Source organism: Hymenobacter koreensis (genome assembly GCF_039541855.1).
GTDB classification, from domain to species: domain Bacteria; phylum Bacteroidota; class Bacteroidia; order Cytophagales; family Hymenobacteraceae; genus Solirubrum; species Solirubrum koreensis.
This window is the reverse complement of record NZ_BAABHA010000002.1, coordinates 771,444-790,059: the sequence shown is the minus strand read 5'-3', so window position 1 is coordinate 790,059 and position 18,616 is coordinate 771,444. Positions and strand designations below refer to the sequence as shown.

The 18,616-nt window shown below is 63.1% G+C and carries 11 protein-coding genes; all 11 read left to right on the top strand.

Annotation, left to right across the window (positions count from 1 at the left end):
* Positions 1-123 precede the first annotated feature (123 nt).
* The 11 genes from ABD903_RS06340 to ABD903_RS06290 all read left to right on the top strand — a co-directional run bounded on the left by ABD903_RS06340 (position 124) and on the right by ABD903_RS06290 (position 18,432).
* Entirely contained in the window at positions 124-3,150 is a 3,027-nt protein-coding gene (locus ABD903_RS06340; RefSeq protein WP_345222375.1) for a SusC/RagA family TonB-linked outer membrane protein, read from the top strand.
* Between the two features lie 37 nt (positions 3,151-3,187).
* Positions 3,188-4,699 (top strand): RagB/SusD family nutrient uptake outer membrane protein, encoded by a 1,512-nt coding sequence (locus ABD903_RS06335; RefSeq protein ID WP_345222374.1) that lies wholly within the window; start codon positions 3,188-3,190, stop codon positions 4,697-4,699.
* Positions 4,700-4,851: 152 nt separating this feature from the next.
* Positions 4,852-5,943 (top strand): glycoside hydrolase family 43 protein, encoded by a 1,092-nt coding sequence (locus ABD903_RS06330; RefSeq protein ID WP_345222373.1) that lies wholly within the window; start codon positions 4,852-4,854, stop codon positions 5,941-5,943.
* Positions 5,944-6,052: 109 nt separating this feature from the next.
* Positions 6,053-7,714 carry a family 43 glycosylhydrolase gene (locus ABD903_RS06325; RefSeq protein ID WP_345222372.1) on the top strand — a complete coding sequence of 554 codons (1,662 nt, stop codon included), beginning with the start codon at positions 6,053-6,055 and terminating at the stop codon, positions 7,712-7,714.
* 44 nt (positions 7,715-7,758) lie between these two features.
* Positions 7,759-8,955: an aldose epimerase family protein gene (locus ABD903_RS06320; protein ID WP_345222371.1), complete on the top strand. Its 1,197-nt coding sequence runs from the start codon at positions 7,759-7,761 to the stop codon at positions 8,953-8,955.
* A gap of 170 nt (positions 8,956-9,125) precedes the next feature.
* Positions 9,126-10,853: a ribulokinase gene (locus ABD903_RS06315; protein ID WP_345222370.1), complete on the top strand. Its 1,728-nt coding sequence runs from the start codon at positions 9,126-9,128 to the stop codon at positions 10,851-10,853.
* 41 nt (positions 10,854-10,894) lie between these two features.
* Positions 10,895-11,596 carry an L-ribulose-5-phosphate 4-epimerase gene (locus tag ABD903_RS06310; RefSeq protein ID WP_345222369.1) on the top strand — a complete coding sequence of 234 codons (702 nt, stop codon included), beginning with the start codon at positions 10,895-10,897 and terminating at the stop codon, positions 11,594-11,596.
* 77 nt (positions 11,597-11,673) lie between these two features.
* Positions 11,674-13,164 carry an L-arabinose isomerase gene (gene araA, locus ABD903_RS06305; protein WP_345222367.1) on the top strand — a complete coding sequence of 497 codons (1,491 nt, stop codon included), beginning with the start codon at positions 11,674-11,676 and terminating at the stop codon, positions 13,162-13,164.
* A gap of 177 nt (positions 13,165-13,341) precedes the next feature.
* A complete protein-coding gene (locus ABD903_RS06300; RefSeq protein WP_345222366.1) occupies positions 13,342-15,042 on the top strand; it encodes a sodium:solute symporter family transporter in 1,701 nt (566 codons plus the stop codon).
* Between the two features lie 314 nt (positions 15,043-15,356).
* Positions 15,357-16,352, top strand: coding sequence for a glycoside hydrolase family 43 protein (locus tag ABD903_RS06295; protein WP_345222365.1), 996 nt, complete (start codon positions 15,357-15,359; stop codon positions 16,350-16,352).
* A 28-nt stretch (positions 16,353-16,380) separates the two neighbouring features.
* The gene (locus ABD903_RS06290; RefSeq protein WP_345222363.1) at positions 16,381-18,432 is read left to right on the top strand and encodes a glycoside hydrolase family 127 protein; all 2,052 of its coding nucleotides are present in this window, start codon (positions 16,381-16,383) and stop codon (positions 18,430-18,432) included.
* The last annotated feature ends 184 nt before the right edge of the window (positions 18,433-18,616 follow it).

The following is an 18,616-nucleotide window of genomic DNA, read 5'->3' as shown; positions in this document are numbered from 1 at the left end:
TGCATTTTCCCTATGAAGAAGCCTGTACCCAAAATTAGCTGGCTGGCTTTGCCGGTCCTTATCAGCAGCCTGCCTTGTCAACCTGCGTTGGCCAGGGCGACAGCAACTTCCACTAGGTTCGGGGTGGGAGCCATTCAAGCCGACGTCGCAGTTTCGGGGCGGGTAGTGGACGAGAAGGGGCAAGGACTACCCGGTGTAGGCATCTTGGTGAAGGGCACTACCATTGGTACCAGCACTAACGCCGAAGGTCAGTACACCCTCAACGTTCCCGAAGGCAGCATCCTGTCCTTCAACTTCCTGGGCTACCTCCAGCAGGAAATAGCGGTGGGCTCTTCAAGTGTCATCAACGTGACGCTGGTGGAGGACGTGCAACGCCTGAGCGAAGTAATGGTGGTAGGCTACCTAACCCAGGACCGTCAAAACGTGACCAGCGCCGTGAGCAGCCTCGACGTGCGCGAGTCGGCCAAGACGCCGGTGCCTAACTTGGCCCAAGCCATTCAGGGCCGCGTGGCCGGCGTACAGGTGGAAAGTGCCGGCAACCCCGGCGCCGTGCCTAATATTCTCATCCGGGGCGTGGGCACGATTGGCTCGGGCAGCAACCCGCTGTACGTAATTGACGGGCTGTGGACTGACAACATCCGCGACCTGAGCCCGGCCGACATCGAGTCGACCACCGTGCTGAAGGACGCCTCTTCGACGGCCGTGTACGGCTCGCGGGGCGCCAACGGCGTCATCCTCATCACCACCCGGCGCGGCCGCTCCGGCGAGCCGCAAATCAGCTTCAACGGCTACACGGGCGTGGAAACTATTGCCCGCAAGTACGACCTGACCAACCACAGCGAATGGGCCGACCGCGCCGCCGTAGCGTACCGCAACGCCGGTCTCGACCCGGTCGTGCGCATGCCCGGCTCCGTCAAAGGTACCCCCGGCTACAGCGACGCCATCGACACCAACTGGCAGGAGGAGCTGTTCCGGAGCGGCAAGGTGGAAGACTACAACCTGAGCTTTGCCGGGGGCAGCAACACGGGTAAAAGTTCCAGCAACTTCCTCATTTCGGGCGGCTACTTCAAGCAGGAGGGCATTATCAAGGGGCCGAAATTCGAGCGCTACAGCGTGCGCCTGAACTCGGGACTGAGCCGGGGCCGGGTGAAAATCAACCAAAGCGCCCTGCTGACCCGCATCAATACCACGCTGCTCAACGACGTGCCGTTTATCGACGTGCTGACCACGCTACCGGGCATTCCGGTATACAACCCCAGCAACTTCGGCGGCTACGGCTTTGGCAGCGCTAACCTGCCCAACTTTTCGGTTAACCCCATCGGGGCGCAGGAAATCCTCAACCGTACCCAGAAAAACAACCGTCTGCAGGGCAGCATCAACGGCGAGTTTGCCTTTTTCGACTTCCTGTCGTACCGCCTGAACCTGGGCCTGGAAGTGCACGACTACAACGACAAGGACGCCCGCAGGGAAGGCTACCTGCGCGCTGGCGAGTCTACGCCGAATACCACCTTTCTCTTTGAAAACCGCGGCACCTCGGCCGCAACCATCATCGAGAACACCCTGAACTTCAACAAGGGCTTTGCCGACCACAGCGTGAACGCGCTGATTGGGTACTCGGAGCAGGCCACCAACGTGAACAACGCCACGGCCCGCGCTTCAGGCTATGCCTCCCAGCCTCAGTACTTCTTCGTGCTCGGCGCCGGCACCAACACCGCCACGCCGCCCTCGGTGGGCGGGGGCATCGATAAGTACACCAAACGCTCCTACTTCAGCCAAGTAAATTATGACTTCAAGAATCGCTACCTGATAACGGGCAGCTTCCGCCGCGACGGATCGTCGCGCTTCGACGCCTCGAAGCGCTACGCCAACTTCGGCGCCGGCTCCGTCGGCTGGCGCCTGAGTGAGGAGGATTTCTTCAAGAACGCCCTGCCCCAGGTAAACAACCTGAAGCTGCGGGCCAGTTACGGCGTGAACGGCAACGATTTGCTGCCGGGCTCCTACCTCTACCAGCCCACGGTAAACCAGAACGTATACTACCCGCTGGGCAACGGCCAAGCCCTGCAGTCGGCCGCCATTCAGACCGGCTTGGAAAGCAAGGATATTCGCTGGGAGTCGCGCTACACCACCAACTTCGGCCTGGACCTGGGCCTGCTGGAAAACCGCGTCACGATGTCGGTTGACTACTACATCTCCACCACCAAGGACGCGCTGGTGAACCCGCCGCTGCCGGCCTACGTGGGCACCGCCGGCTTCGGGCAGCCCTTTACCAACCTGGGCGAAATCCAGAACAAAGGTCTGGAAATTGCCTTGGGCTACCACGAAAGCCGCAAGGCCTTCACGTACGGCGCCGATCTTACCCTGGCCACCGTGCGCAACGAGGTGCTAAAGCTGTCCGACATTCAGCCGGTGATTCCCGGCGCCTTCGGGGCCACCCGCACAGAAGTCGGCCAGCCCATCAGCCGCCTCTACCTGCTCGAGACCCTGGGCATCTTCCAAACCCTCGACGAAATCCAGAACTACAAGAGCGCCGACGGCCGCGTGATTCAGCCCCTGGCCCAGCCCGGCGACGTGAAGTACAAGGACGTGAACGGCGACGGCACCATCACCTACACTGGCGACCGGGCCTACTTCGGCAACCCCTTCCCCAAGTTGCAGTACGGCCTGAATCTGACGGCCGGCTACAAAGGCTTTGACCTGAGCGTGTTCTGGCAGGGTGTGAGCGGCAACGACATCCTGAACCAGACCCGCGCCGCCGTCGACGGCCTCAACGGCGACACCAACTTTCGCCGCGACCTGGAGCCCTGGACGCCAGAGAACGGCTCCAATACCACGCCGCGCCTGGTATATGGCGGCGGGGCAGAGGCCGTAAAGAACTTCGAGCTGGCCAGCACCCGCTGGGTGGAAGATGGCAGCTACCTGCGCCTGAAAAACGTGCAGCTAGGTTACACCCTGCCCAAAGCCGTGCTCAGCAAAATTCAGGGGAGCAGCACCGTGCGCTTCTACGTGACGGGCCGCAACGTCTTCACCCTGACCAAATACACGGGCTACGACCCCGAAACGCCCGGCCTGGGCATCTTCGGCCGGGGCATCGACAGTGGCACCTACCCCAACGTGCGCGCCTTTACCGGCGGCCTGCAGGTGACTTTCTAAGCGGCAGCGCCCCTTCCCATCTCATCGACTTACCTCCATGAAATCCTCTAAAATTTCCCTTCTGGCGCTGTCGGGCCTGCTGCTGCTAAGCACCAGCTGCGACAAGGACCTGCTCGAGCAGGTAAACCCCAACGAGCCCAGCACCGGGCAGTTCTGGAATACCGCCAACGATGCCGACCGCGCCGTGCTGGCGGTGTACTCGGGCCAGCAGATTTTCTCGACTTACAGCCTGTACTGGCATTTTGCCACCACCGGCCGCACCGACGAGTCCTTCACCAGCACGCCCGACCCGTTCCTAAACCAGTACCTCGTGTTCCGCCAGGTGAGCAGCACCGACGGCCGCTCGGCTTTCCTATGGAACGACACCTACCGCATGATTTTCCGGGCCAACCAAGTGCTGACCAAGGTGCCGGCCATCCAGATGGACGAAGCCGTGAAAAAGCGGATTCTGGCCGAGGCCCTGTTTCTGCGCGGGCTGTGCTATTACGAGCTGGGCCTGCTGTTTGGCAACGTGCCGTTGGTGACCACGCTGGCCGACGCCAACACCCGCGTGCCCCAGGTAACGCAAGACGAGGTGTATGCCCAAGTTATCCGCGACCTGACCGAGGCCAAGGCGGACCTGCCACTCACCTACGACGCCAACAACAAGGGCCGCGCCACCCGCGGGGCCGCCGCAGCCCTCATGGGCAAGGTGTTCATGCAGCAGCGCCGCTGGGCCGAGGCCTCCACGCAGTTTGCCGAGGTAATCAGCTCCGGCCAGTACGCGCTGGTGCCTAACTACGCCGACAACTTTACCGAAAGTAACGAAAACAACAGCGAGTCGGTGTATGAGGTGCAGTTTTCGGGCGTGAACAAAAACTTCGGCCAGGACTTCGCCGGGGCCGCCGAGGGCAACGAGCGGGCCCAGTTCTTCTCGCCCTTTCCCATCGGGTTTGGTGACGTGGAAGTGCGCCGCTGGCTGTTTCAGGAGTTCAGCGACCTGACGCCCTCGGGCGGCGTAGACCCCCGCCGCGACGTCACCATCTTCAGCGCCACGGGTACGCCGCGCATCTACGGGCAGAACTTCGGCCTCGGGGGCCTGAACCTTAACCCCAGCCGCATGTTCTGGCGCAAGTACGCCAACGACCGCACCCGCACCTTCGAGGACTTCTTCTCGGGCATCAACATCCGTCTGATTCGCTACGCCGACGTGCTGCTCATGCAGGCCGAAGCCCTTAACGAGCAGGGGCAGACCAGCGCCGCCCTGCCGTTGCTCAACCAAGTGCGCCAGCGCCCCTCGGTGGGGCTGGTGCCCCTTACCGGCACCTTCACCCAGGCCAGCATGCGCGAGCAGATTCGCCACGAGCGGGTGACCGAGCTGGCCGGCGAAGGCGTGCGCTGGAGCGACCTAGTGCGCTACGGCCTGTTCGACACCGCCGACGGCCTGAACGAGCTGCGCGCCCGCGACGCCGACTTCAACAACTTCGTGGCGCCCCGCAACAAGCTGCTGCCCATCCCCCAGACCGACATCGACATCGACCGCAACCTGCGGCAGAATCCGGGCTACTAAGCCTTGTACAGGTAGTTTAAAGGGAAGGGCAAAAGGGTAAAAACGTCCTGCTCTCCGCATTTAACTGCCCACCGACCCCGCAGCAGCCTTGGCATTGGCCCGGGTCGCTGCGGGGTTTGGAGGTGCCACCCAACGTCTTTTTGGCTTTGCTCATGCGGCTTTTCCAGTGCTTTCTTTTCTTCCGCCACGCAGTAGTTCTGCTTACTGCCGGGCTACTGGCGGCAGGAGGGAGTGCCTGCCAAAAATCCAGTCCGGCGCCGTTTGTGCCGCCGCCCAACACCAGCAGCACCACCACCTTCCAGAATCCGCTGCAAGCCTCCGGCGCCGACCCTTTCGTGGCCCAGAAGGACGGTTATTACTACTACATGCACACCACCTACACCGACCTGCGCATCTGGAAAACCCGGAAGATGTCGGGCCTGCGCGGCATGAGCGGGCAGGTGGTGTGGACACCCCCGGCTCAGGGCGCCGCCTCGGGCAACGTGTGGGCGCCGGAGCTGTTCTTTCTCGACGGCAAGTGGTACCTCTACTACTCGGCCGGCCCGCCCGGCACCAACCTGGGTTTGCAGCGCACCTGGGTGCTGGAAAACGCCAGTGCCGACCCCACCACCGGCACTTGGGTGGACAAGGGCCGTATCTACAACCCCACGGCCGATCATTGGGCCATCGACGGCACGGTGCTCGAGCAGAACGGCAGCCGCTACTTTATCTGGTCGGGCCACAACGGCACCGACGGCGTGCAGCGGCTCTACATCTCGCGCATGAGCAACCCCTGGACGCTCACCGGGCCGCGCGTGGAGCTCTCGAGCCCCCAGTTCGCCTGGGAAAACGTGGGCCCGCCCTACGTCAACGAAGGACCAGAAATCCTCAAGCGCAACGGCAAGACTTTCCTGGTGTACTCGGCCAGCTTCTGTGGTACCGACCAGTACGTGCTGGGCATGCTCACCACCAGCGACACTGCGGACCCGATGAACCCGGCGGTGTGGACCAAGACGCCCCAGCCGGTTTTCGCCCAGAGCCCCGCCAGCCGGGCCTACGCCACCGGCCACAACTCGTTTTTTACCTCGCCCGATGGCCGCGAAGACTGGCTTATCTACCACGCCAACGCGAACCCCAACGAAGGCTGCTTCGACCGCCGCAGCCCGCGCATGCAGAAGTTCAACTGGAACGCCGACGGCACACCCAACTTCGGCACCCCGGTACCCATCGGCGTCGACATTCCCAACCCCGGCGGCGAGCAATAGCTTTTTTAGTTGTCAGTTGGTTCTGGCAAAGCTGACGTCAGAACACCGACAACCAACAATGAACAGCAAACAACTGACACCCGATATGCAACTTGCCCTTTCCCCTCTGATGAAGTCCCTGCGCCGGCTCCTGGCGCTGCTTGTGCTGCTGGCCGCCAGCCTCAGCTGGAGCCCGGCGCTGGCCCTACAGGGCAACCCAGGTGCCCACGACCCTTCGGCCATTGTGAAGGAAGGCAACACCTACTGGACTTTCACCACCGGACAGGGCATCACCAGCCTGTACTCCACCGACCTGGTGAAGTGGACGCCCGGGCCTCGCCCGGTGTTTCCGAACGGCTACCCGAGCTGGATTAACACCCGCGTGCCGGGCTTTACGGGCCACTTCTGGGCGCCGGAAATCATTTTCATGAACGGCCGCTACTACCTCTACTACTCTTGCTCCACCTTCGGGTCGCGGGTGTCGGCCATCGGGCTGGCTACCAACGTTACCCTGGACCCCAACAGCCCGAACTACCGCTGGGTAGACGAGGGAGAGGTGATTTCAACCAACAACGGCAGCCCGGTAAACGCCATCGACCCGGCCGTGTTCCGCGACAGCAACGGCGACGTGTGGTTTAGCTACGGCTCGTACTGGGGCGGCATCCGCATCACTCAGCTCAACCCCAGCACCGGCAAAATCATCAACCAAGGCAACCAGTTTGCCGTGGCCGACCGCGACCCTGAGGCGGCTTATCTCACCAAAAACGGCAGCTTTTACTACCTCTTCGTCAACCGGGGCTCCTGCTGTCAGGGCAGCAACAGCACCTATTACATCGTTGTAGGCCGCTCCGCTTCCCCCACCGGCCCCTTCCTCGACCGCAACGGCGTGAGTCTCAACAGCGGCGGCGGCACCCTAGTGCTAAACGTGTCGGGCCGCTACGTGGGGCCCGGCCACGCCGGCATTCTGCAGGAAGGCGGCGTCAACTACTTCTCGCACCATTACTACGATTTTGAAGACAACGGCATCCCCAAGCTGGGCTTAGCCAAGCTGACCTGGAGCGCCGCCGGCTGGCCCGAGGTGACTCGCGACTGGGTGGCGCCGGGCCGCTACGAAATTGCCGGCGCCAACGGCCAGGTGTGGGAAACCCGCGGCTGCACCGGCGCGACCGGCCAGGCCATTACCCAAGGCACCCGCAACGGCCAGGATTGCCAGAAGTGGGACTTCACCCCGCTGGGCGACGGCGACTACAAAATCACCAGCATGCAGGGCGGTCTGGCCGCCACCGTGGCCGGCTGCTCGCCGGCCAACGGGGCGCTGCTGCAGCTGGGCAGCTACAGCTTCACCAGCTGCAAGCAGTTTCACATTGACCGCGCCGCCGACGGCAAACTGGTTTTTGCCTCCCTGAACGGCAACCGCGTGGTGGAAGTACCGGCCAACTCGGCCACGCCCGGGCAGCAGCTGGGCTTGTTCGACTACAACAACTGCCCCTGCCAGCGCTGGACCCTTACCAATACCGCCCTGGGCACGGCCTCCAGCGTGCCGCTGCCGGGCGCTAGCCTGTTTCCGGTGCCCGCCACGCGCCGCGGCTTTACCGTGGAGCTGGGCAGCCAGCGGGCCGCCGAGGCCGTGACCGTGGAAGTATTCAACCTGCAAGGGCAGCGCATCTACCAGCAGCTTTTTGCCGGCCGCCAGAGCCGCCTGAGCGTGGAAACCAACCTGCCCGTGGGCATCTACCTCGTGCAGGTGCGGCAGGGCCGGGGCCTGCTCAGCCAGAAGCTGCCGGTGCTGTAGTCGCCTCTGGCTTTCCTCTCATCCCGCTTACCCAACCTCACCCGATGACGACAATTCCCTCTTTCAGCTTGCTCGCCGCGGGCCTTGCCGGGGCGCTGCTGCTAGCCGCCTGCGACTCGAAGCCCGCCACCCAGACCGATGCGGCCGGCAATGCCGGCGCGGCCGCTGATACCACCGCTACTGCCGTGCCCACATCCGCGCCCTTCGGCAAAACCACCGACGGCACCGAGGTGCAGCTCTTTACCCTCACCAACGCCCACGGCCTGAAAGCCGCCATCAGCAACTACGGCGGCATCGTAACCAGCCTGCTGGTACCCGACAAAAACGGCAAGCTTGGCGAGGTGGTGCTGGGCTTCGACGACGTGAGCGGCTACCAAAGCGCCGCCTACCGCAAGGCCAACCCCTACTTCGGCGCCATCATCGGGCGCTACGGCAACCGCATCAAGGCCGGCAAATTCACCATCGATGGCAAAGCCTACCAGCTGGGCGTGAACAACGGCCCCAACTCGCTGCACGGCGGCAAAGTGGGCTTCGACCAGAAAGTGTGGCAGGCCGAGCCCGGTACTTCGGCCAACGGCCAAACCCTCAAGCTGAGCTACCTGAGCAAGGACGGCGAGGAAGGCTACCCCGGCAACCTGCGGGTGACGGTGGTGTACACCCTCACCAACGACGACGCGCTGCAGATTGAGTACACCGCTACCACCGACAAGGCCACGCCCGTCAACCTCACCAACCACGCCTACTTCAACCTCAGCCACGGCACGAGCAAGGACATCCTGGCCCACGAGGTGATGCTGCCCGCCGACCGCTACACCGTGGTCGACGCCGAGCTGATTCCGACCGGTGAGCTGAAGCCGGTGAAGGGCACGCCCTTCGACTTCACCACGCCCCACGCCATCGGCGAGCGGATTGCGCAGGTGCCCGGCGGCTACGACCACAACTGGGCCCTGAATGGCTGTAAGCCCGTTATGTGCACCGCCGCCACCGTGTACGACCCCGCCTCGGGGCGCACCATGGAAGTCGTCACCGACCAGCCCGGCATCCAGTTCTACACCGGCAACTTCCTCGACGGCAGCCTTAAGGGCAAAGGCGGCACGCAGTACGTGAAGCACGCCGGCTTCTGCCTCGAAACCCAGCACTTCCCCGACGCCCCCAACCAGGCCAAGTTCGCCAGCACCCTTCTCAAGCCCGGCGAAACGCTCAGCACCACCACCAGCTACCGCTTCGGCGTGCGCAAGTAGAGCCCAGAAGAACGTCATGCTGAGCGAAGCTGAAGCATCTCGCGTGCGGCAGTAATTCATTCGACTGATTTACTCTCTTGGTAGAGATGCTTCGACTGCGCTGCGACGCCGCTTAATGCGCGGAATGCTCCGCATGACCCCCAGTTTTAACTTTTAACTCAAGAATTCCCGTGCAAGAACCTTCTTCCAAAGCGGCTTATGTTATTGGCATCGACTACGGCACCGACTCCGTGCGGGCGCTGCTGGTAGATGCCCACACCGGGGCCGAAGTAGCCCAGGCCGTGCACTACTACGCACGCTGGAAAACGCTGCAGTACTGCAACCCCACCAAAAACCAGTTCCGCCAGCACCCGCTCGACCACATCGAGGGCCTCGAAGCCACCGTGCGCCAGGTAGCCCGGCACGTGCCCGCCGCCCAGATTGTAGGCTTGGCCGTTGACACCACCGGCTCGACGCCCGGCCCGGTAAACGCCGAGGGCGTGGCCCTGGGCTTGCTGCCCGAGTTTGCCGACAACCCCAACGCGCTGTTTGTGCTCTGGAAAGACCACACGGCCCTGGCCGAAGCCGCCGAAATCAACCACAAGGCCCGCACCTGGGGCGGCGAGGATTTCACCAAGTTCGAGGGCGGCATCTACTCCTCGGAGTGGTTCTGGGCCAAAATCATGCACATCCTGCGCGAAGACGAAGCCGTGGCCCGGGCCGCGCACTCCTGGATGGAGCACTGCGACTGGCTGACCTTGCTGCTCACCGGCGGCGACCTGGCCTCCTTCAAGCGCAGCCGCTGCGCCGCCGGCCACAAAGCCATGTGGCACGAAAGCTGGGGCGGCCTGCCCGCCGAAGAATTCCTGACGCACCTGGAGCCCAGGTTGGCTGGCCTGGCCGTCCGCCTGTTCACCGAAACCTACACCGCCGACGAGGTGGCCGGCCACTTGTCCGAAGAGTGGGCCGCGCGCCTGGGCCTGACCACCAACACCGTGGTGGCCGTCGGCTCGTTCGACGCCCACGCCGGCGCCGTAGCCGGTGAAATCGAAGCCTACTCCATGGTGAAGGTGATGGGCACCAGCACCTGCGACATTGTGGTGGCGCCCACCGCCGAAGTCGGCAGCCACCTCGTGGCCGGCATCTGCGGGCAGGTAGATGGCTCCGTCATCCCCGGCATGCTGGGCCTGGAGGCCGGGCAGTCGGCCTTTGGCGACCTGCTGGCCTGGTTCCGCAACATCGTGGAGTGGCCGCTGCATAACGTGCTGAACCACTCCAAGGTGCTGACGCCGGAACTGCAGCAGGCCCTGCGCGCCGAAATGAGCGACGCCCTGCTGGTGGAGCTGAGCAAGGCCGCCGCCGACGTAAACCCCGAGGAGTCGCACGTGCTGGCCCTCGACTGGGTAAACGGCCGCCGTACCCCCGATGCCAACCAGGCCCTGAAAGGTGCCCTGATGAACCTCACGATGGGTACTAATGCCCCCCAGATTTTCCGGGCGCTGGTCGAGGCCATCTGCTACGGCTCGAAGCAGATTGTGGAGCGGTTCGAGGCCGAAGGCATTCCCATTAAGCAGGTAATTGGCATCGGCGGCGTGGCCAAGAAGTCGCAGTTTGTGATGCAGACCCTGGCCGACGTGCTCGACCGGCCCATCAAAATTGCCGTGTCGGAGCAGGCGCCCGCGCTGGGCTCGGCCATGTACGCGGCCGTGGCCGCCGGCATTCACCCCGATGTGCTGACGGCCCAGCAAAAGATGGGCAGCGGATTTGCCGAAACCTACACGCCCAACCCCGCCCGCGTGGCCGACTACCAGGCCCGCTACGCCCAGTACCAAGCCTTCGGCCGGTTCGTGGAAAACGCTACGCTGGGCGACGCCGAACTGGCTTTGTCGGCTGCCGCGCCCGTGGCCGAGCCCGCCTAAGCACGGCCTGACAACTGACAACGAACAACTGACAACTACACATGAGCGAGTTTCAAGCCCTAAAGCAGCAGTGCTACGAGGCCAACATGCAGCTGCCCAAGCTGGGGCTGGTGCTCTTCACCTTCGGCAACGCCAGCGTGGTCGACCGGGAGCGGAGCGTGTTTGCCATCAAGCCCAGCGGGGTGCCCTACGACACGCTGCAGCCTGAGGACATCGTCATCGTCGACTTCGAGGGCAACCCCGTGGAAGGCAGCAAGCGGCCTTCGTCCGACACCAAAACCCACGCCCTGCTTTTCAAGCAGTGGACCGGCATCGGCGGCATTGTGCACACGCACTCCACCTACGCCACGGCCTGGGCCCAGACCCAGCTCGACATCCCCATCCTGGGCACCACCCACGCCGACCACCTCACCGCCGACGTGCCCTGCGCCCCGCCCATGAGCGACGAGCTGATTGAGGGCGACTACGAGCACCAGACCGGCTGGCAAATCATCAACGAGTTTGAAAAGCGCAGCCTTTCCCCGTCCGAAGTAGAGATGATACTCGTGGGCAACCACGCGCCCTTCACCTGGGGCAAAACCGTGGAGAAGGCCGTGTACCACAGCGCCGTGCTCGAGGAGCTAGCCCGCCTGGCGTACCTGAGCTGCACGCTGCGCCCCGGGGTGTCCCGCCTCAAGGATGCCCTGATTAGGAAGCACTACGAGCGCAAGCACGGCGCCAATTCCTACTACGGCCAGTCCTGAAGCTGCCTCTCTTTTTTTTGCTCGATTTAGTTTAACGATTGTGTAAGCTCCGGCTTCTCTAAAACCCACCCATTCGAATGATTGACCTCTCCCAGTACGAAGCCTGGTTTATCACCGGCAGCCAGCACCTCTACGGCCCCGAGACCCTGGAGCAAGTTGCTCAGCACTCCCAGCAGATTGCCCAATCCCTGGGCGCGGCTTTGCCCATCAAAATTGTTTACAAGCCGGTGCTAACCGGCCCGGACGGCATCACCAAGCTGATGCAGGAAGCCAACACCACCCCGAACTGCGTGGGTTTGATTGCTTGGATGCACACCTTCTCGCCGGCCAAGATGTGGATTAATGGCCTGAAGATTCTGCAGAAGCCCCTGGCTCACCTGCACACCCAGTTCAACCGCGACATTCCCTGGGAGGCCATCGACATGGACTTCATGAACACCAACCAGTCGGCGCACGGCGACCGGGAGTTCGGCTTTATCGGCGCCCGGCTCAAGCTGAAGCGCAAGGTGGTGGTGGGTCACTGGCAAAGCGCCGACGTGCAGGAGCGCCTCAGCATCTGGGCCCGCGCGGCCTGCGCCTGGGCCGACTGGCAGGGGGCCCGCATCGTGCGCTTCGGCGACAACATGCGCTACGTGGCCGTAACGGAAGGCGACAAAGTGGAAGCCGAGTTCAAGTTTGGCTACTCGGTGAATACCTACGGCGTGGGCGACCTGGTGGCCGTAATCGACGCCGTGAGCGAGGCGCGCGTGGACGAGCTGCTGGCCACCTACGAGCAGGAATACGAGCTGGGCGAGAGCCTGCGCGAAGGCGGCAGCCAGCGCCAGAGCCTGCGCGACGCCGCCAAGATTGAGGTGGGCATGCGCCAGTTCCTGCAGGAAACCCAGGCCATCGGCTTCACCGACACCTTCGAGGACCTGCACGGCATGGTGCAGTTGCCCGGCATTGCCACCCAGCGCCTGATGGCCGAGGGCTACGGCTTCGGTGGCGAGGGCGACTGGAAAACCTCGGCCCTGGTGCGCGCCATGAAGGTGATGGGCGCCGGCCTGCCCGGCGGCAACTCGTTCATGGAAGACTACACCTACCACTTCCAGCCCGGCAACGAGCTGGTGCTGGGCTCGCACATGCTCGAAATCTGCCCCAGCATAGCCGAGGGCAAGCCCCGCATCGAGGTGCACCCGCTGGGCATCGGCGGCAAGGCCGACCCGGCCCGCCTGGTGTTCAACTGCCCCGCCGGCCCGGCCCTGAACGCCACCATCGTGGATTTGGGCCACCGCTTCCGCCTCGTGGTGAACGAAGTGGAGGCCGTAGCGCCCGAGCACGAGCTGCCCCACCTGCCCGTGGCCCGCGTGCTCTGGAAAGTAAAGCCCGACCTGAGCACCGGCGCCGCGGCCTGGATTCTGGCCGGCGGCGCCCACCACACCGGCTACAGCCAGAACCTCACCGCCGAGTACCTCGAAGACTTCGCTGAGATGGCCGGCATCGAGTACTTGCTCATCGACGACGAAACCCGCCTGCGCACCTTCAAAAACGAGCTGCGCTACAACGACGTGGCGTTCAGCGGGCGCTAAAGAAGGCCTGTGACCAGGAACGTCATGCTAAGCGCAGCGAATCATCTCGCGTGCAGCAGTAATTCAATCGATTGGTTTACTCTCGTGGTAGAGATGCTTCGACCGTGCTCAGCATGACGTTCTTGCGGGCTTTTTTGTCGGGCTTGACTTAACTTTTAAAATTCTCAGTTCCCACTGATGCGTAACAACATTACCACGCTGGACCTGCTGGTCTTCTTCACCTACCTTATCGGGGTGTCGGCCTACGGGGTCTACATCTACCAGAGCAAGAAAAAGGCCGAGCAGAGCACTAAGGACTATTTCCTGGCCGAAGGCTCGCTGACCTGGTGGGCCATTGGCGCCTCGATGATTGCCTCCAACATCTCGGCCGAGCAGTTCATCGGCATGTCGGGCTCGGGCTTCAAGGTGGGCGTGGCCGTGGCCGCCTACGAATGGGTGGCGGCCGTTGTGCTCATCATCGTGGCCGTGTTCTTTATGCCGGTGTATCTGAAGGAGAAGATTTTCACGATGCCGCAGTTTCTGGAGCAGCGCTACAACTCAGCGCTGAGCCTCATTATGAGCATCTTCTGGCTTTTCCTCTATGTGCTGGTAAACCTGACTTCCATTCTGTACCTCGGGGCGCTGGCGCTGAGCAACCTGGTGGGCGGCGACTCCTTCCACGTCATCATCGTGCTGCTGGCCATTTTCGCCCTGCTCATCTCGGTGGGCGGCATGAAGGTGGTGGGCTACACCGACGTGGTGCAGGTGGTGGTGCTGGTGGTGGGCGGCCTGGTAACGACCTACATTGCCCTGACGCTGGTGAGCACCAAGTTCGGCCTCGGCGGCGGCGCCATCTCGGGCTTCAACGCCCTGATGGAAAAGGCACCCGACCACTTCCACATGATATTCGACAAGCCCTCCGGCGCTTCGCCGCAGGCCGACGTGGATAAGTACCTGGCCCTGCCCGGCATTGCCATGTACCTGGCCGGGCAGTGGATTGTAAACCTCAACTACTGGGGCTGCAACCAGTACATCACGCAGCGCGCCCTCGGCGCCGACCTGCACACGGCCCGCACCGGTATTTTGTTCGCCGGCATCCTGAAGCTGATGATGCCTGTGATTGTGATGCTGCCCGGCATTGCCGCCTACGTGCTGTATCAGAACGGCAGCCTGCAGGCCGAGATGTCGAGCACCGGCTCGTTCAACTCCGACAACGCCTACTCGGCCATCCTCACCTTCCTGCCCAACGGCCTCAAGGGCCTGAGCATGGCCGCGCTGACGGCCGCCATCGTGGCCTCGCTGGCCGGCAAGGTCAACTCGATTTCGACCATCTTCACCCTCGACATCTACAAGCGCTACCTCAACAAAGAGGCCAGCGAGCAGAAGCAGGTGTGGGTGGGCCGCCTCACCATCCTGGCCGCCATCGTGCTGAGCGTGGCCTTCACCTGGAAGGATTTGCTGGGCATCGGCGGCGAGGGCGGCTTCCAGTTTATTCAGAAGTACACCGGCTTTATCTCGCCCGGCATCTTGGCGGTGTTCCTGCTGGGCATGTTCTGGAAGCGTACCACGGCCCAGGCCGGTATCGTGGGCATCCTGGCGGGCTTCGTGCTGTCGGTGTTCTTCAACAACTACGCGCCCGCGGTGCTCGGCAACGACACCGTTCTGTACACGGCCTTCCGCAACAGCGCCGGCATCTACGAAATACCGTTCCTGATTTGCATGGGCCTCTCGTTCGTCATCACCATGGTGCTGATGGTCATTGTAAGCCTGCTCGGGCCGGCTGTCAACCCGCGGGCCATTGCCATCGACGCGCGCATGTTTCGCGTCAGCGGGCAGACGCTCACGCTCATCGTCATCACGCTGCTGCTGCTCACAGCCCTGTACGTTAAGTTCTGGTAGAGCCAGGCGGGACAGGCTGACTTGCGGCTTGCTTAAACGAACCCGACAGCGTCGGCGCGGCAGAAACACCGGGCCGCGCTGCAACATATTCCCGGGTAACTCCTGGCTTTCCTGCCCGAACTCCAGTGGTTTTCGGGCGCTTTGGCCAGCTGCAACTGGCTGAATTGCCCTGGTGCCGAAGGGGAGGAGAGAAGCATGAGGCATCAGTACAACGGGGACATGGGTGGGTCATGTCCCCGTGTTTTGTTTTTGCTACAGCCCGTGCTGCGTGGCATTTTGAGCGCAGATTTATTGCCTTGAATATCAAATAGATCATGAAAAATGCCCTGCCACTGCTCGTCCTGGTAAGTCTCGGCTTGTTCACCGCTTGTAAGAAGGAAAAGCCGGCGCCGTTTGTGCCGCCCACGCAACCGAACGTGGTGTTCCGTAACCCCATCATCCGCGACAAATATACGGCCGACCCGGCGACGCTGGTTCACAACAACCGCGTGTACATCTACGCCGGGCGCGACGAGGCGCCCGCCCCTCTGCAGCAGTACGTGATGAACGAGTGGCTCTGCTACTCCTCATCCGACATGGTGACCTGGACCGAACACCCCGTGCCGCTGCGCGTGAGCAGCTTCGCCTGGGCACGGGCCGACGCCTGGGCCTCGCAGGTGATTGAGCGCAACGGCCGCTTCTACTGGTACGCCACCGTGGACCACCGCACGGTGCCTGGCAAGGCCATCGGGGTGGCAGTGTCCAACAGCCCCACCGGCCCCTTCGTGGATGCCCGCGGCACGGCGCTCATCACCAATAATATGACTACCAGCGTCAACAGCTTTTTCGATGACATCGACCCCACGGTGTTCATCGACGGCAACGGCCAGGCTTACCTCTACTGGGGCAACACGGGCTGCTACTGGGCCAAGCTCAACGCCAACATGACCGAGCTCGACGGGCCCATCCACCAGGTAACCAGCCTGCCCGGCTACACCGAAGCGCCCTGGCTGCACAAGCGCGGCGGCTGGTACTACCTGAGCTACGCCTCGGGCTTTCCCGAGCGCATCTCCTACGCCATGAGCCGCAGCCCCGAAGGCCCCTGGACGCCCAAAGGCGTGCTGAACGAGCTGGCCTACAACTGCAACACCAACCACCAGGCCATCATCAGCTTCAAGAACAAGGACTACTTCATCTACCACAACGGCGCCATTGCCCCCGACGGCGGCAGCTACCGCCGCTCCGTGGCCATCGATTACCTGCGCTACAACGCCGACAGCACCCTGCAGCAGGTGGTGATGACCAACCAGGGCGTCGACCCGGTGCAGTAAGTCTGCCTTAATCCCCGCCGGACCGCCTATGAAACCTCCCTTCCTCCCGCTACTGGCCGCCACGCTGCTCTCTCTAACGGCCCGGGCGCAGCCGGTGCAGCGCGCCGACTACCCCATTCAGGCCGTGAGCTTCACGCAGGTGAAGCTGGCCGACAACTTCTGGCTGCCGCGCCTGAAAATCAACAACGACGTGACCATCCCGGCCTCGTTTCAGCGCTGCGAGGCCACCAGCCGGGTGAAGAACTTCGAGATGGCCGCCGCCCGCGCCGGCAAGTTTGCCACCATCTTCCCCTTCGACGACACCGATATCTACAAGACCATCGAGGGCGCTTCGTACTCGCTCAAGCTTTACCCCGATGAGAAGCTGCAGGGCTACATCGACGGGCTGATAGCCAAGGTGGCGGCGGCCCAGGAGCCCGACGGCTACCTCTACACCGCCCGCACCATCGACCCGGCCCACCCGCACCCCTGGGCCGGCCTGCAGCGCTGGGAAAAGGAGCGGGAGCTAAGCCACGAGCTCTACAACTCCGGCCACCTGTACGAGTCGGCCGTGGCCCACTACGAGGCCACCGGCAAGAAAAGCCTGCTCAACATCGCCCTCAAAAACGCCGACCTGGTGTGCGCCACCTTCGGGCCCGGCAAGCTGAGCGTGGCGCCGGGCCACGAAATCGTGGAGATGGGCCTGGTAAGGCTGTTCCGCGTAACCGGCAAGCCCGAGTACCTGAGCACCGCCCGGTTCTTCCTGGAGGCCCGCGGCAAATTTGCCGGCTACGACCCCAAAAGCCCCGACTCCTGGCGCAACGGCTCGTACTGGCAGGACCACCAGCCGGTGAAGGAGCAGAAGGAAGCCGACGGCCACGCCGTGCGGGCCGAATACCTGTACTCGGCCATGGCCGACGTGGCCGCCCTCACTGGTGACCGGGCCCTGCTGGCGGCCGTCGACAGCATCTGGCTGAACATGGTGAGCAAGAAGCTGTACGTGACCGGCGGCACCGGCGCCATCCCGGCCGGCGAGCGGTTCGGGGCCAACTACGAGCTGCCCAACGCCACGGCTTACAACGAAACCTGCGCCGCCGTGGCCAACGTGTACTGGAACCAGCGCATGTTCCTGCTGCACGGCGACTCGAAGTACATCGACGTGCTGGAGAAGGTGCTGTACAACGGCCTGATTTCGGGCGTGGGGCTGGACGGCAAAAGCTTCTTTTACTCCAACGCCATGCAGATAAAAAGCAGCGCCAGCTTCCCCCAGACCGAGCCGGCTCGAGCGGGCTGGTTCGACTGCTCCTGCTGCCCCACCAACCTGGCCCGCCTCATTCCTTCGCTGCCGGGCTACGTGTACGCCCAGAAAGGCCGCGACGTGTACGCCAACCTCTACATCAGCGGCACTACGGACTTAACCGTCAACAAAAAGGCCCTGCGCATCACCCAGCAGCACAACTACCCCTGGGAAGGCAGCCTGAAGCTCGTAGTGAGCCCGGCCGCGGCCACCGAGTTCAACCTGCTGCTGCGCCTGCCCGGCTGGGCCCGCAACGAGGCCCTGCCCGCCGGGCTCTACCAGTTTGCCACGCCCTCCAGCCAGCCCATCAGCCTGCGCGTGAACGGGCAGCCGGTGCAGTATGCCACCCGCAACGGCTACGCCGTCATCAGCCGCAAATGGCGCAAAAACGACGTGGTGGAGCTGACCCTGCCCCTGGAGGTGCGCCAGGTAAAAGCCAGCCCCAAGGTGCAGGACAACCTCGGCAAGGTGGCCCTGCAGCGCGGCCCCCTCGTGTACTGCGCCGAGTGGAAAGACAACGGCGGCAAGGCCGGCAACATCATCGTGCCGGCCGCCACGTCCTTCACCACCAGCTACCAGCCCGGGCTGCTCAACGGCATCATGCAGCTGCAGGCCACTGTGCCCGTGGTGCAGGTGGATGCCGCCAACACCAGCATCAGCACCACGCGGCGGACGCTGACGGCCATTCCCTACTACGCCTGGGCTAACCGCGGCAAAGGCGAGATGACCGTCTGGTTTCCCCAGCAGCTTACCGACGTGGATTTGGTGACGCGCCAGCCCCAGGAGGTGACGGTGGGGAAGTAGAAGGAGTTAAGCTCGTTACGGAGTGACTTAAAAACAACGTAAAGACGCAATATTTTGCGTCTCCGGAGCCGCGCCGTTAGCCTGCTGTTCTGGCGTCGTCGTTCAACGACGAGACGCAAAATGTTGCCTCTCTACATCCGTCAGATGATTGTGGAGAGTTAAAAGTCGTTCTGCTTTTTAACTC